Here is a 15,116-nt window from a genome sequence, read left to right on the forward strand (position 1 = left end):
CAGGCCTTTTGACTTGGCTCGCAGTCAGCATGACTGCAGGCTTCGTTTCCGCCCAAGATATGAGCAGACTGCCGGATGGTGAGATAACCCGCTTTGGCAGCTATTCCGCATGGCTGGTTGGTCCGACAGATATCTATCGCCATGCGGCTCTGGGGGACGCCATTGAGGCGGAAGGCTTCGTCATCGAGCGAGACGGATCGCCTCTCTCCTATCGGCTACAGGCGGATCAGGTCTATGAAGATCGGCGTGTTCGGCTGACCGATGTGGATGGCGATGGCAGTCCGGAAGCCTTGATCATTCGGGCCGATCTGGCACAGGGCGCGTCCCTTGCCCTATACACAATCAAGGGAGACGAGATCGAGTTGATGGCGGAAAGTGAGCCTATCGGCCAGAGGAACCGCTGGCTCAATCCCGTCGGCATTGCCGACTTCAGCGGCTCAGGCGAGCCGCTCATCGCCGCAGTTGTCACGCCCCATCTGAGCGGATCGCTGCGCTTCTATCGCATCGAGGGCAAAGGGCTGGTCAATCTGGGCGGCATTGACGGTGTGACAAACCACATCAATGGTAGTCGGGATCTGGACCTCTCGCATGTTGCAGACCTGGACGGCGACGGCAGCATGGAGATCGTTCTGCCCTCGCTGGACAGGACGCGGTTGGTCGCAGTTTCCTTTCGCCAAGGACGCGCCAAAATCGAGACGGAATGGCAGGTGCCCTCGCCCATCCAACGAATGATCACGGCCGGCGACGGCACAGTCAAACTTGAACTGGCGAACGGCCAAAGATCGACTGTTAACCTGCAAAAATGAAAACGCCCGGCGCAATGGCCGGGCATCCTGTCGGAACTGCGTTTTCAATCAGCCAACGAAGGCGCGTTCGATGACGAATTCCGCCGGCTTGTTGTTGGCACCTTCGGTGAGACCCGCCTTTTCCAGGAGTTCCTTGGTGTCCTTCAGCATGGCAGTCGAACCGCAGATCATGCCGCGATCGATGGCCGGATCGAGTGCCGGGACGCCGAGATCGGTAAACATCTTGCCGTTCTCGATCAGGTCGGTGATGCGGCCCTTGAAGGGATAATCTTCGCGGGTGACCGTTGCGTAGTGCTTCAGCTTGTCGCCGACCACCTCTGCCAGGAATTCGTGGTTCTTGATTTCCTCGATGAGGTCGAAGCCGTATTTCAGTTCGGCGACGTCGCGGCAGGTATGGGTGAGGATCACTTCCTCAAACTTCTCATAGGTCTCGGGATCGCGGATCAGGCTCGCGAAGGGTGCGATGCCGGTGCCGGTCGAAAACATGTAGAGGCGCTTGCCGGGGGTGAGCGCGTCGAGAACCAGCGTTCCGGTCGGCTTCTTGCGCATCAGCACCTTGTCACCCGGCTGGATGCGCTGCAGGTGCTGGGTCAGCGGACCGTTCGGCACCTTGATCGAGAAGAATTCGAGTTCCTCGTCCCACGCCGGGCTTGCGATCGAATAGGCGCGGTAGATCGGCTTGCCCTCGACCATCAGGCCGATCATCGCAAACTCGCCGGAGCGGAAGCGGAAGCCGGCCGGCCTTGTCATGCGGAAGCGGAAGAGATGGTCGGTGTAATGGGTAACGCTCAGAACCGTTTCGGCATAGACGCCCTCGGGCACGATCAGTTCGGCATTGTCGGTCTTCACAGGAGCATTCATAGGCTGTCGGTCCTATCGTTCAGTCGATTGGGATCAAGCCTATAATCCAGACCGTCCCATTCCACAATTAAGCCGGCATGCAGATTTCGCAGCCGAGATATCCAGGAAAGCGAAGGCGGCATCCTTGACCGACGTCAATTCGCCGCCCTCACATTGCGATTTATTGATGTCTCAGGCGCCGGTGGAGCCGAGGCGACGCCAGCTGAAGCCGCCAACTTCCTCGGAATCCCGAGCCGTCGGCTGGTAACGCTGGGCAACGCCCGTGAGACAGTTTTCGGCCAGACGGCGCTGGGCGACCGGATTGGTGACGGCGAAGCTGTCGAAGCCGGTGCGCAGCATCAGCGGCACCTGGTCAATCAGCACATCACCGACGGCACGCAACTCGCCGGTATAACCCAGACGTTCGCGGAGCAGCGTTGCATGGCTGAAGCCTCGACCGTCGTTGAAGGCCGGGAAGGCGACGGCGATCAGCGCGATGCGGTCTAGATACGGCTCGAGCTTCGTCACGTCGTCCGCCGGTGCGATCAGCACGCCGAGGCCGACGTCGTTGGTTTCGCCAACGGCTTCGACGAAGGCTTCCAGCGATAGAATGGCCTTCTCCCCCTCGCCTGCCTTGCGCTCTTCCGTTTCGGTCACCCAGCTATCGCCAACAACGAAACCGGTTTCTTTCCAGATCTTGGTCATGTCTCGTTCCGTCTCACGCGGCTTCAACTGGGGCAGCGCCATAGAGCGCGTCCTTGAACGGCTTCGGACCGACACGGCGATATGCTTCGAGGAAGGTTTCCTTCGGATCGAGGCGCAGGCCGAGATAGGTATCGACGATCGTCTCGACGGCGTCCGTCACCTTTTCCGGCTCGAAGCCGCGACCGATGATCTCGCCGATCGAGGAGTTCTCGTCGCCGGAGCCGCCAAGCGTGATCTGGTAGAGTTCGGCTCCCTTTTTCTCGACACCGAGCAGGCCGATATGGCCGACATGGTGGTGGCCGCAGGCATTGATGCAGCCTGAGATCTTGATCTTCAGTTCACCGATTTCCTGCTGTCGCTCCAGCGAGCCGAAGCGGGTCGAGATTTCCTGCGCGACCGGAATGGAACGTGCATTGGCCAGCGCGCAATAGTCCAAGCCGGGACAGGCGATCATGTCAGTGATCAGGTTGGAGTTGGCCGTGGCGAGGCCTGCCTTTTCGAGTGCCTCGTAGAGCGGATAGAGATCACCTCTGGCGACATGCGGCAGGATCAGGTTCTGCTCGTGGCTGACGCGGATCTCATCGAAGGCGTAACGCTCGGCGAGGTCGGCGACCAGATCCATCTGTGAGTCGGAGGCATCACCCGGCGTTCCGCCAATCGGCTTCAACGAGATCGTGACCATGCCATAATCGGGATGGCGATGCGCCTGAACGTTCTGCTTGACCCAGGCGGCAAAGGCCGGATCCGCCTTCTGGGCGCGGGCGAGTGCTTCCCAGCCGTCCGGACGGTCTGTCAGCGCCGGCGGGGCGAAATAGGTTTCGATGGCGCGGATATCGCCTTCCGGCAGCTTCAATTCGCCGTCACGGATCTGGTCGAATTCGGCATCAACCTGACGCGTCAGTTCCTCGACGCCCGTCTCGTGGACCAGGATCTTGATGCGCGCCTTGTACTTGTTGTCGCGGCGGCCATGCAGGTTATACACGCGCACGATCGCGGTGATGTAGGTCAGAAGATCGGCCTCCGGCAGGAAGTCGCGGATCTTCTTGGCGATCAGCGGCGTGCGGCCCTGGCCACCGCCAACATAGACGGCAAAGCCGAGTTCGCCGGCTTCGTTCTTCTTCAGATGCAGGCCGATGTCATGCACCTGGATCGCGGCACGGTCCTTTTCGGCACCCGTCACGGCGATCTTGAACTTGCGCGGCAGGAAGGAGAATTCCGGATGCAGCGAGGACCACTGGCGCAGGATCTCGGCATAGGGGCGCGGGTCGGCGACTTCGTCGGCGGCAGCACCAGCGAAATGGTCGGCGGTCACATTGCGAATGCAATTGCCGGACGTCTGGATGGCGTGCATCTCGACGCTTGCGAGATCCTCCAGAATGGCCGGCGTGTCCGAGAGCTTCGGCCAGTTGTACTGGATGTTCTGGCGGGTGGTGAAGTGACCATAGCCGCGGTCGTACTTGCGGGCGATATGCGCCAGCATGCGCATCTGCCTGGAATTCAGCGTGCCATAGGGAATGGCGACGCGCAGCATATAGGCATGCAGCTGGAGATAGACGCCGTTCATCAGGCGCAGCGGCTTGAATGCGTCTTCGGCAAGCTCACCCGACAGGCGGCGAGCCACCTGGTCGCGGAACTGTTCTACGCGGGCCGACACAAAAGCGTGGTCGAATTCGTCATAACGATACATGTCTTACCTCAGGCCTCAAGCCGCGATGAATGCCGGGTCGGCATAACCGTGACCCTCGGCATAAGCAATGGTCGGGCCTTCCGCCCGGATGCGTTCCCGCAGGCGCAAGGGGCGCAGCTTGCCGTCTTTCTCCTCGATCTCGATGACGTTCACATCGACAACGAGATTGCTGGCAAAGGCCTGCTTGCCGGCGGTTTCCAGCGCTTCGACAGCCTCGGCATGGCGGGCAATGAACGCTTCCTGCAGACGCTCGGTCCACTGGCCATTTGCGTCGAGCCAGACGGCGATGCCGTCGGTCAGGCGGTTTGCGGTCAGAACCTTGTCTACCATGTCAATTCCTCTGCGTTTCCAGTTCAGCCGTCACGCGCGCGCCCAAAGGTTCGGAGCGGCTGAAATCGGCACCGGCGACGGCGTCGCCGATGATGACCATGACCGGACCCGTGAGCTCGGTGCGAGCCTCCAGGCCTGGCAATTCCTTCAATGTACCATGCAGCAGGCGGCTGTCGCGGCGTCCAGCATTTTCGACGACGGCGACCGTCGTGTCCTCAGCGAGCCCGCCTGCCATCAGCCGTTCGGCGACCGAGGCCGCCACTGTGCGACCCATATAGACGGCAACGGTCGCGCCGGACAGCGCGAGACGCGCCCAATCCGGCAGCACATTGCCCTGAAGATCATGGCCGGTCGTGAAAACCAGCGACGAGGACACGCCACGCAGCGTCAGCGGCAGTTCGAAATCAGCGGCGGCAGCGAGTGCCGAGGTAACGCCCGGCACGATCTCGTAGGCGATGCCGGCGTCGCGAAGTGCTGCCATCTCTTCTCCGGCACGACCGAAGACCAGCGGATCGCCGGACTTCAGGCGGACGACACGCTTGCCGGCATGGCCGAGTTCGACCAGCAGCGCGTTGATTTCGCTCTGCGACTTCGAATGACAGCCCTTACGCTTGCCTACGGGAATGCGCTCAGCGTCGCGGCGACCCATGTCGACCACTTCGCGCGGCACCAGCGCATCGTAGACGATCACGTCGCATTCCATCATCAGGCGATGGGCGCGGAGCGTCAGCAGATCTTCGGCACCCGGGCCTGCACCGACGAGAAACACGCGGCCCTCGACGCGGTCGGCAGCGACACCCTTCAGAATACGTGTCGCCTCACGGCGGGCGAGGCTGATCTCGTCGGATTCGACGTGGTCGGCGACCTTGCCCTTGAAGAAATCGCGCCAGAACAGCCGGCGCGGCGCACCGCGCGGCACGAGGCGATCGACGGCGCGCCGATAGGAATTGGCGAGGCGACCGAGCTTGCCAAGCGAACGCGGCAGGAGACGGTCGATGTCGGCACGTATCATTTGCGCGAGAACCGGGCCTACGCCTTCGGTGCCGATGGCGACCGCAATTGGTGCGCGGTTGACGAGCGCGGGCGTATAGAAATCGCAGTAGTCGGGCTGGTCGACGGCATTGGCGGGAATGCGGGCAGCGCGGGCGGCGGCCACGATCTCGCGGTCGAGAGCACCCTCACCCGTTGCAGCAAACACCAGGCGCGCACCGTCAACCTGCGAGGGCTCGAAGGGCAAAGCCACCTGTTCGATGCCGTGCTGGGCGAGGAAGGCAGCGTAGTCATCTTCCGGGGCATCGGCATAGGCGATGATGCGGGCTTCGGTGTTTTTCAGCAGGCGTGCCTTCGCATAGGCCTCGTCGCCGTTTCCGAAAACGGCGGTAACCTCATTCTCGACCTTGAAGAAGGCCGGAAAGACCGAAAGCTGTTTGTCCTGCTGCACCATGAATCATCCGTTCAACGTCGAACGCATCATCGCGTTTTGGCCTTAAGAATTGAAGAAACAGGAATCCCTTCGCCCCCACTCTGCGGTATTTCTGTCCTAGTCCCCCAGCCCTTGCGAGCAAAATGCACCGGCTTGCACACACTCCATCGCGATCCCGTCGACCTCTAGCAAATGGCGGGAAAAACCGAACTCAGCGCATCATTTCCCTTTCGGCTGGCGCTCGGCAAGCGCTAGGATCGCATTGCACAACATTGCGGAGCGTATCACCTTGACCACACCGGAGCTCACCCGTCGCCTTCTCGACGTGATCGAACATGACATCCTGCCGCTGACGGCCAAAGGTGTCGCAGCCGGCAACAAGGTTTTCGGCGCCGCGATCCTTAGGAAGACGGACCTGTCTCTCGTTCTCGCCGAGACCAACAATGAGCTCGAGAACCCGCTCTGGCACGGCGAGGTGCATACGCTCAAACGCTTTTACGAACAGGGCGAGCGTCCTGATACCAAGGACCTGATCTTTCTCTCGACCCATGAACCCTGCACGATGTGCATGTCGGCGATCACCTGGGCCGGTTTCGACAATTTCTACTATTTCTTCAGCCACGAAGACAGCCGCGACGCCTTTGCCATCCCGCATGATCTGAAGATCCTGAAGGAGGTTTTCGGCCTCGAACCCGGTGGCTATCGGCGGCAGAACGCCTTCTGGCTAAGCCATGCGATGATCGAAATGGTGGCCTCCGCCAGCGATGCCGATCGCCCTGCCCTTTTTGAACAGGTGAGCCGCATCAAGGCGGAATATGACCTGTTGTCGGAAACCTACCAGTCGTCCAAGGGCGACAATGACATTCCGCTCAACTGAGCGAGCCATACGGGATTACAATGGAAGCCTCCACCGACATCAACCGCCTGCTCGAGATCATGGCGGCGCTGCGCCAGCCCGAGACGGGCTGCCCCTGGGACATCGTCCAGACATTCGAGACGATCAAGCCCTATACGATCGAGGAGGCCTATGAGGTGGCGGATGCCATCGAGCGCAAGGATCCGGATGATCTCTGCGAGGAGCTGGGCGATCTCTTGCTGCAGGTGGCATTCCACGCCCGTATCGCCGAGGAGGAAGGCCTTTTCTGTTTCGGCGACGTCGTCGAATCCATCACGCGCAAGATGATCCGTCGTCATCCGCATGTCTTTGCCCGCTCGGATGCCGATACGCCGGAAGCCGTGAAGGCGCAGTGGGACACGATCAAGCAACAGGAGAAGGCGGAACGGCTCGCACGCCGCGCGGCCCGTGGCTCGGCTGCCGATCCCGACACCGGCTATCTCGGCTCGGTGCAGCGCTCCTTCCCGGCACTCACCGAAGCGCTGAAGCTACAGGAACGGGCCGCCAAGGTCGGGTTCGACTGGTCGGAAGCTGCCCCCATCCTCGACAAGATCGAGGAGGAGATCGGCGAATTGCGCGAGGCGCTGGCCGGGAACCAGCCGGACAAGGTCAAGGACGAACTCGGCGACCTGATCTTCGCATTGGTCAACATCGGTCGGCATGTGGGGGCAGAACCGGAACAGGCGCTGCGCGGAACGAATACGAAGTTCCGCAATCGTTTCAGCTATATAGAAACGTCTCTTCATGCATCAGGCGGAACGCTGGAAGCAACTCCGCTCGAACGGATGGAAGAGCTCTGGCAGGCGGCAAAAGGCATCCAGCGGCAAATTGGTTGAACCAGCATGAAGCTCACGGGACTTGATGTTGCCATTGCAGGTGCTGGCGTCGGGGGATTGGCGCTCGGCACCATGCTCGCCCGGTTCGGCGCCTCCGTGACACTTTACGACCAGATGGATGCGCCCCGTCCAGTTGGCTCCGGTTTCGTGCTGCAGCCGACGGGGGCTCAGATTCTTGCGGCCATGGGGCTTCTCGATATAGTCGCCGCACGCGGGCGACGCATCGACCGGATGGTCGGACGCTTGAAAGACGGCGGCAAGCCGGTGCTCGACGTGCGCTACCGGTCGGGCGAGTTCGGGATCGCTGTCCAGCGGGTGGCGCTGTTCGACACCTTGTTTGAGGCGGCGCGCGCGGCCGGCGTGACTTTCGAGGCATCGGCGCGGATCAGCGGCGTTGAGCCGGGGCCACGTGCCCGCCTTGTCTTTCAGGACGGTGTGCGTTCATTGCCGGCAGATCTTGTGATCGATGCCATGGGTGCCAATTCCCCGATCGGCAGTCGCCCGGATAGCGAACTCAGTTATGGCGCACTCTGGGCCACGGTGCCCTTCCCCGATGGCGGGCCATTCCAAGAGAACCTGCTCGAACAGCGCTACGACCGTGCCTCGCTGATGGCAGGTGTACTGCCGGTCGGGACCGCCCGCGAAGGGGCGCCCGCCATGGCGACCTTCTTCTGGAGCCTGCGAACGGCTGACCATCCCGAATGGGTCAAGGCTGGACGCGACGCTTGGCTGGAGGCGGTGGCCAAGCTCTGGCCCGCTGCGCTTCCGCTCGCGGCCGTCGCGGAGCCGGTTCATGCCCGCTATCGCCACCAGACGCGCCCGCCGGTGATCGGGCGGCATGTCGTGAGGATCGGTGATGCCTGGCATGCGACAAGCCCACAGCTCGGCCAGGGCGCGAACATGGCGCTGCTCGACGCTGCATCGCTCACCTCCGCACTGGTTGATGCAGAGGACGTCGAAGCGGCGATCACACGGCATCTGCGGCAAAGGCAGATGCATGTGCGCAGCTACCAGTTCCTCAGTCGGGTGCTGACGCCCTTCTACCAATCGGACAGCCGCCTCCTGCCTGCCTTGCGGGATCATCTGATCGCGCCAGTGACGACCTTGCCGGGCGTGCGATCCATCATCTCGACGCTTGTGACGGGCGATCTTCTCGACCCCGTCGGTCGGCTGCGGCTCTCCGAGACATTCGGGCCCGCCGCAGTGGCCCGGTCGCACTCGTAATCGTCCATTCGCAACAGTCATTGCCCTTGGCTTGGCAGCGAGGATGCAGGACCGAGACTTGGGTTGCGGTCAAGGTGGCGAAGAGGCGTTCGAAGACGGCGCCATGCCAGGGGCAGCCGGGCGTAGCAAGCGGGTTTTCCTGGATTGCTAGCTGCACGACCGGTTGGCGCCAGCCACGGACCTCACCTGAGAACCGGCCGCTCCCGGCAAAGGTCCAGGCATGGGCCGAGATAGCACGGACAAGCACGCGAGCCGAGACGGCGGCCGGCAAGTGCGGCAACAGGCGGCGGGCCGGTTTCGGGATGCGATGGGCCAGCAGATAGTGGCCGGTACGGTGTCCCGCTTCCGCCAGGACGCGGGTGGCGTCCTGATCCGACAAGGTGTCGCAGAGTACGGCGAAGAGGCGCTGCGGCTCGCGTTCATCCAGCATCGTGCCGGGTGGATCGGCGTAACGATGGCCGATGCCCGCGCGATCAAAGATCTGGCGGGCCGTTTCTTCGCCAAACAGCGCCGATAGCGCCTGTCCCGTCTGGATCAGGCTGTTCGGCCCGATCCGGGCTGGCGGCCTGGCTTCTGGGACATCATCTGCGACATCGTCGTCGTACAGTCGCGCCAAGCTGCTGTCAGACGTGGGCATCGTGGCTCTCCGGCCCTCCGCCGCAGGCCAAGACCGGGGTGCGCGCCTCTTCCGCCGCCCCAGCCTTGCGTGCGCGCAGCTGGCTTGCTCTGTCGGAGGCCGCCTGCCAATCGTCGATCTGGGCCGGTGCGATCTTGCGGGTCATGTCGAAGCCGAAATCGACCTTATCTTTGGATTGCGGGCCCCAGTAATTGTGCTTGCCGAGATCGTAGAATTTTCGTTCGAAGCCGGCTTTCATGAAGGCCTTGAGACAGCCGAGAAGATAGCGCCGCCGAAAGCCCTTGCCGCGCCAGGGGTAATGAAAGAGCGCCTTGATCGTGTAGAAGCGTCGGTAGTTGTTCATGACGCGGTCGAGCAGTTCTGCGCGGTCCATGGCATCCGGCTTCATGATCGGTGTTACGAAATTGTATTTCGAGAAGTCGAAGATCTCGACCTTGTCGCCGAGTTCCTGGAAAAGCGGCGAGAAGGGCCAGGGCGTATACATCGCCCAGTTGGCGAGATCCGGGTTCCAGTCGCGCGCCATGCGATAGGTCTCTTCCAGCGTCTCCGCCGTCTCATTTTCGAGGCCGACGATGAACTGCGCCTCGGTGAAGATGTCGGCCTCACGCAAGAGGCGGATCGCCTTCTTGTTCTCAGCGACCTTGGTCTCCTTGTTGAAGCGGTCGAGCTTCAGCTGGGCGGCGGCTTCCGTGCCGAGCGAGACATGCACGAGGCCGGCCCTGCGATAGAGGGCCAAATATTCCTCGTCGCGGATGATATCGGTAACGCGGGTGTTGATGCCCCATTTCACCTTGTCCGGCAGGCCGCGGGAAATTAGCTCTTCGCAGAAGGCGATGAACTTCTTGCGATTGATGGTGGGCTCCTCGTCGGCGAGGATGAAGAAGCCGACCTGATGGTCGTTGACCAGCTTTTCGATCTCGTCGACCACCTTCTTCGGATAGCGGATGCGGTAGTCGCGCCAGAACTTCCACTGCGAGCAGAACGAGCAGGTGAAGGGGCAACCGCGCGCCATGTTGGGGATCGCGACGCGCACGCCGAGCGGCACATAGATGTATTTCTCCCATTCGAGCAGCGTCCAATCCGGCTCGACGGCATCGAAGTTCTTGACGGTGGGAGCCGCTGGCGTCGCGATGATCTTGCCGTCGTCGGTGACATAGGCGAGACCCTTGATGCCCGCCCTCGCCTCCTTCCAGTTGCCGGCGGCAAAGGCGCGGGCAAGTTCGACGATGATCTCCTCGCCCTCGCCACGGACGATGACGTCGATATAGGGCGCCTCGGTCAAGACCTGCTGGTACATGAAGGTGGCATGGATGCCGCCGAGAACCCGGAGCGCCTTGGGGCAGACCTCTTTTGCGATTTCGAGACAGCGTTCGGCCATGTAGATCGACGGGGTGATCGCGGTGCAGCCGATCAAGTCCGGCTGAAGGCGGCGCAATTCGTCACGCAGCCGATCCTCGGTCATGTCGTTGGTCATGGCATCGAGGAAGTGGATGTCGGTGAAACCTGCGGACTTCAGCGCGCCGCCGAGATAGGCGACCCAGGCGGGTGGCCAGTTGCCGGCAATCTCGGCGCCGCCGGAATGATAGTTCGGATGAATGAAGACGACGCGCATGACCACCTCCCAAATGTGTAAACAAAAATTGACACATCTTGTCGGGCGATCAGTTGACCTGGATCAATGGGTTGAGAGGGGGCTCAGCGCTCCCAATCTTCTTTTTCGGTTGGCTTCTGGGCCCCGAGCTTGCGTTCGAGTTCCTGGGCCTGGCGGTCGGTCAGGCGCACGTCGAGGCTGACGGAGCCGTCTTCATGGTCCTCCCGGTCGCTGACTACGGCGTTTTCATAAAGCCAGGAGATCACCGCGTGCTTGTCGGCGGGAATGGTGATCGTCGCCTCGGTCAGGACGCCGGAGAGGCGCTGCGAGATCACGTCGAGAAGGGTGTCGACGCCCTCCCCGCTGATGGCAGAGACGGGCAGGACGTTTTCGCGGCCGGCCGCCTTTTGAAGGATGCCGTCGTGGTTCTCGGGATCGAGGCGGTCGATCTTGTTCCAGACTTCAAGGATGCGCTCGGCGCGTTCCTTCTCGTCGATGCCGAGGTCGTCGAGGATGCGCAGCACATCCGCCGACTGGGCACCGTTGTCCGGGTCCGACATGTCGCGGACATGCAGGACGAGATCGGCTTCCAGCACTTCTTCGAGCGTTGCGCGGAAGGCGGCGACGAGGTGGGTCGGCAGGTCGGAGATGAAGCCGACGGTATCAGACATGATCACGGTGCGGCCATGCGGCAGCTTCATCCGGCGGAGCGTCGGATCGAGCGTGGCAAAAAGCATGTCTTCGGCGAGCACGCCCGCACCGGTGATGCGGTTGAACAGCGTCGACTTGCCGGCATTGGTGTAGCCGACAAGTGCCACGATCGGATGCGGCACCTTGCGGCGCTTGGCGCGGTGCAGCTGGCGGGTCCGGACCACCTGTTCGAGCTCGCGCTCAAGCTTGATGATCTTGTCCTGCAGCTGGCGGCGGTCGGCTTCGATCTGGGTTTCACCCGGACCACCCATGAAGCCAGCACCACCGCGCTGGCGTTCAAGGTGGGTCCAGGAACGGACCAGACGGCCCTTCTGGTAATTCAGATGGGCGAGCTCGACCTGCAGCGTGCCTTCCTTGGTGGAGGCGCGGCGGCCGAAGATCTCAAGAATCAGGCCCGTACGGTCGATGACCTTGGCGCCCCATTCCTTTTCGAGATTGCGTTGCTGAACCGGGGTGAGCGGATGATCGACGATGACGAGACCCGCGTCGAACTCGTCGAGCAGTGCCTTCACTTCGGCGATCTTGCCAGATCCCATCAGCGTTGCCGGGCGCGGCTGGTTGACCTGAACAATCAGACCCTGAACGATGGTGAGGTCGATGGCACGGGCAAGGCCGATCGCCTCTTCGAGACGTGCTTCGTTGGACCGGCTCGGGGCCGGCGGGGCCCCTTCAGGCAGTGCTTGCGCCTTCGCCTGCTTCAGGACGGGCACGAGCACGAGCGCCCGCATGTCATCCCGGCGCTTTTCGTCCTCCGGGATGATCGATTCGTTCTTTGTATCTCGGCTTGTGATGATCTCAGTCCTGTCCGGAAGAGGCTTCGTCGTTCTCGAACATCGTCATCGGCTGGCCGGGCATGATGGTCGAGATGGCGTGCTTGTAGACCAGCTGGGAATGGCCGTCGCGTCGCAGGAGAACACAGAAATTGTCAAAGGATGTCACAACACCGGTCAGCTTCACGCCGTTGATCAAGAAGATCGTCAGCGAAATCTTCTGCTTTCGTACGGTGTTGAGGAAGAGATCCTGCAGGTTCTGAGAACGTTCCGCCATGGCGCCGCTTCTTTCTTTCTTGCCGGTCCTTTGTCGACCGGTGTGATTATTGTTTGTTAACTGATCAGCGTCGGGAAAATGCCCCTCGTCCCTTCGCCGAAAAAACGTGGTATCAAATCACCGTCTTCTCCGCAACGTCGAAAAAGGTCGAACGGATGCGCTCGGCCATGGCGCCGGGATGGCCGTTTCCGATCGGCTGGCCGTCGATTTCGACGATCGGAAAACAGATGCTGGTGGCGGCGGTGATGAAGACCTCGCGCGCATTGAGCATTTCCTCGCGGGAAAACTCTCGCTCCTGCACGTTGATCCCCAACCTGTCCGTTACGTCCATCAGGCCTGTGCGCGTGATGCCGCGCAGGATGCCGTGTTCGGCGGGACGGGTGACGAGCACCCCATCCTTATCGACGATCCAGACATTGGTCGCCGCCCCTTCCGTCACCATGCCGCGCGAATCGACATAGATCGCTTCCTGCGCACCCTTCTCCTTGGCCGCCTGACGGGCCATGGCATTGGGCAAAAGGCCGACTGTCTTGATGTCGACGCGGTCCCAACGGTTGTCCGGCAGAGTGATCGCCTTCAGACCCGTCTCATTCTTCTTCGCGATCACAGAGGGATCGGTGATCTTGGCTGTGATCACCAGGCTCGGCGGCGTGTCGGCTGAGGGATAGACATGGTCGCGCCGGGCCACACCGCGCGTCACCTGGAGATAGAAGAGACCATTCTTCACACGATTGCGGCGTGCCACTTCACGGATGACCTGGGTCAGGGCCGCGCGGCTCATCGGGGACTTCATCTGGAGTTCGGACAACGAACGATCAAGGCGATCAAGATGTCGGGTGAGATCGACGATCACACCATGGCGGATTTCGCAGACCTCGTAGACGCCATCGGCGAATTGATAGCCGCGATCCTCGATATGCACCGCCGCGTCGGCATGAGGCAGGTAACGGCCATTGACATAGGCGATGCGTGGCATGGGGTTGGGACCTTCAGAAATACTGGATGGAAACGCGGAAGAGTTGCTCGACGTGGCGCACGGCGTCGGCAGCGGCGAACATCACGACGCGATCCTTGGCCTTGATCTTGGTTTCACCATTCGGGCGGATAACCGTCTTGTCGCGCAGGATCGCGCCCACGCGCAGGCCGGGCGGAAGCTCGAGTTCACGGAAAGGTTTGCCAACCAGAGGCGAGGTCTCAAGCGCCTCAGCCTCGATGACCTCGGCTTTGCCTTTCTGGACCGCATAGACGGCGCGGATACGGCCTTTGCGCACGTGCTGGAGTACGCGCGAAATCGTCACGGCACGCGGATTGATGTGAGCATCAATGCCAATCGACGTCGCCAGATCATGGAAGGACGGGCTGTTGATCAGCGCCATACCCGACTTGCAGCCCAGGCGCTTGGCCATCGCGGCACTCAGGATGTTTGTCTGATCATTGTTGGTCAGTGTCACCATCAGGTCGGCGTCCTGGATGTCGGCCTGCTGGAGGATGTTCTGATCGAGCGCCGAGCCATGCAGCACGATGCCGTCCTGCAGTTGATCCGATACGGACAGCGCGCGCTCGCGGTCGTTCTCGATGATCTTCAGACGCGTCTTCGGCTGCATCTGCTCGATAGACTTGGCGACGTAGTAACCGATGTTACCGCCGCCGGCGATGACGATACGGGCGGCTTCCTGTTCTTCATGACCGAAAAGGCCAAGGGTTCGACGGGCGTGGTCCCGCTGGCAGATGACATAGGCCAGGTCGCCGACCTGCAGGTGGTCCTGCGAGCGAACGACGTGCAGCCGACCGTTACGCCAGATTGCGCAGACGGTCGCCATCAGATCGGGGAAAAGTTCGCTCAACTGATTGAGCGGCGTATCCACCACCGGGCAATCTTCCATGCACTCGATGGCAAGCATCGCAATATGGTCGTCTGCGAAACGGACGATATCGGTGGCGCCGGGGAAGGAAATCCGGCGCAACACCATCTTGCCGACTTCGATCTCGGGCGAGATCGTGACGTCGATCGGCAGATTGTCGCGACTGAAAAGGTCCGAATATTCGGGACGCAGGTAGTTTTGCGAGCGAATACGGGCAATCTTGGTCGGCACGTTGAAGAGCGAATGCGCGACCTGACAGGCCGTCATGTTGATCTCGTCATAAAGCGTGACGGCGATCAGCATTTCGGCCTGGTCTGCGCCGGCGCGCGCCAGCACGTCCGGATGGGCGCCGTGCCCGACATAACCGCTGACATCGAGGGTCTCGGTAATGTGGGAGACAAGCGATGCCGAGGTGTCGATCACCGAGACGTCGTTGCCCTCCTGGGAGAGGCGTTCGGCGATACCGTAACCGACCTGGCCCGCGCCGCAGATGATGACTTTCATGGCAAGCTTCCTGCCCCA

The 15,116-nt window shown here is 61.6% G+C and carries 15 protein-coding genes; 4 read left to right on the forward strand and 11 right to left on the reverse strand.

Annotated features, from left to right (window positions below; translation table 11 throughout):
• Window positions 1-29: 29 nt before the first annotated feature.
• On the forward strand, window positions 30-806 hold the full coding sequence (locus tag SJY08_RS07705) for a hypothetical protein (RefSeq protein WP_377275221.1): 777 nt from the start codon (window positions 30-32) through the stop codon (window positions 804-806).
• A 48-nt stretch (window positions 807-854) separates the two neighbouring features.
• Here SJY08_RS07705 and SJY08_RS07710 read toward each other — a convergent pair whose 3' ends face one another.
• From SJY08_RS07710 to cysG, 5 genes are all read right to left on the reverse strand, one after another.
• Window positions 855-1,667 (reverse strand): ferredoxin--NADP reductase, encoded by an 813-nt coding sequence (locus SJY08_RS07710; protein ID WP_377275222.1) that lies wholly within the window; start codon window positions 1,665-1,667, stop codon window positions 855-857.
• Between the two features lie 171 nt (window positions 1,668-1,838).
• Window positions 1,839-2,351, reverse strand: coding sequence for a DUF934 domain-containing protein (locus SJY08_RS07715; RefSeq protein WP_300890153.1), 513 nt, complete (start codon window positions 2,349-2,351; stop codon window positions 1,839-1,841).
• Window positions 2,352-2,364: 13 nt separating this feature from the next.
• Window positions 2,365-4,038 (reverse strand): nitrite/sulfite reductase, encoded by a 1,674-nt coding sequence (locus SJY08_RS07720; RefSeq protein ID WP_300890152.1) that lies wholly within the window; start codon window positions 4,036-4,038, stop codon window positions 2,365-2,367.
• Window positions 4,039-4,053: 15 nt separating this feature from the next.
• On the reverse strand, window positions 4,054-4,368 hold the full coding sequence (locus tag SJY08_RS07725; RefSeq protein ID WP_054148088.1) for a DUF2849 domain-containing protein: 315 nt from the start codon (window positions 4,366-4,368) through the stop codon (window positions 4,054-4,056).
• 1 nt (window position 4,369) lies between these two features.
• Window positions 4,370-5,812 (reverse strand): siroheme synthase CysG, encoded by a 1,443-nt coding sequence (gene cysG, locus SJY08_RS07730; protein ID WP_300890151.1) that lies wholly within the window; start codon window positions 5,810-5,812, stop codon window positions 4,370-4,372.
• A gap of 268 nt (window positions 5,813-6,080) precedes the next feature.
• Between cysG and SJY08_RS07735 the strand changes: the two genes are divergently transcribed.
• Genes SJY08_RS07735 through SJY08_RS07745 form a run of 3 tightly spaced genes read left to right on the forward strand, consistent with a single transcriptional unit; the run spans window position 6,081 to window position 8,746 of the window.
• Window positions 6,081-6,668: a deaminase gene (locus SJY08_RS07735; RefSeq protein ID WP_377275223.1), complete on the forward strand. Its 588-nt coding sequence runs from the start codon at window positions 6,081-6,083 to the stop codon at window positions 6,666-6,668.
• 20 nt (window positions 6,669-6,688) lie between these two features.
• Window positions 6,689-7,522 carry a nucleoside triphosphate pyrophosphohydrolase gene (gene mazG, locus SJY08_RS07740; protein WP_377275224.1) on the forward strand — a complete coding sequence of 278 codons (834 nt, stop codon included), beginning with the start codon at window positions 6,689-6,691 and terminating at the stop codon, window positions 7,520-7,522.
• 6 nt (window positions 7,523-7,528) lie between these two features.
• On the forward strand, window positions 7,529-8,746 hold the full coding sequence (locus tag SJY08_RS07745; RefSeq protein WP_377275225.1) for an FAD-dependent oxidoreductase: 1,218 nt from the start codon (window positions 7,529-7,531) through the stop codon (window positions 8,744-8,746).
• On the opposite strand, the gene bchJ is transcribed toward SJY08_RS07745, so the two are convergent.
• From bchJ to trkA, 6 genes are all read right to left on the reverse strand, one after another.
• A complete protein-coding gene (bchJ, locus tag SJY08_RS07750) occupies window positions 8,646-9,383 on the reverse strand; it encodes a bacteriochlorophyll 4-vinyl reductase (protein WP_153762169.1) in 738 nt (245 codons plus the stop codon). The two genes, SJY08_RS07745 and bchJ, sit on opposite strands and share 101 nt — an antisense overlap.
• A complete protein-coding gene (bchE, locus tag SJY08_RS07755; protein ID WP_377275226.1) occupies window positions 9,370-10,995 on the reverse strand; it encodes a magnesium-protoporphyrin IX monomethyl ester anaerobic oxidative cyclase in 1,626 nt (541 codons plus the stop codon). Before bchE ends, bchJ begins: the two co-directional genes overlap by 14 nt.
• Window positions 10,996-11,078: 83 nt before the next feature.
• Window positions 11,079-12,413 (reverse strand): GTPase HflX, encoded by a 1,335-nt coding sequence (gene hflX, locus SJY08_RS07760; protein WP_054148082.1) that lies wholly within the window; start codon window positions 12,411-12,413, stop codon window positions 11,079-11,081.
• Between the two features lie 67 nt (window positions 12,414-12,480).
• Window positions 12,481-12,732 (reverse strand): RNA chaperone Hfq, encoded by a 252-nt coding sequence (hfq, locus tag SJY08_RS07765; protein WP_006728386.1) that lies wholly within the window; start codon window positions 12,730-12,732, stop codon window positions 12,481-12,483.
• A 112-nt stretch (window positions 12,733-12,844) separates the two neighbouring features.
• The gene (locus SJY08_RS07770; RefSeq protein ID WP_054148081.1) at window positions 12,845-13,708 is read right to left on the reverse strand and encodes a D-amino-acid transaminase; all 864 of its coding nucleotides are present in this window, start codon (window positions 13,706-13,708) and stop codon (window positions 12,845-12,847) included.
• 13 nt (window positions 13,709-13,721) lie between these two features.
• Window positions 13,722-15,098 (reverse strand): Trk system potassium transporter TrkA, encoded by a 1,377-nt coding sequence (trkA, locus tag SJY08_RS07775; protein ID WP_054148080.1) that lies wholly within the window; start codon window positions 15,096-15,098, stop codon window positions 13,722-13,724.
• Window positions 15,099-15,116: the final 18 nt, after the last annotated feature.

The sequence above is a fragment of the Rhizobium sp. R86522 genome (genome assembly GCF_042466255.1).
Classification (GTDB): domain Bacteria; phylum Pseudomonadota; class Alphaproteobacteria; order Rhizobiales; family Rhizobiaceae; genus Allorhizobium.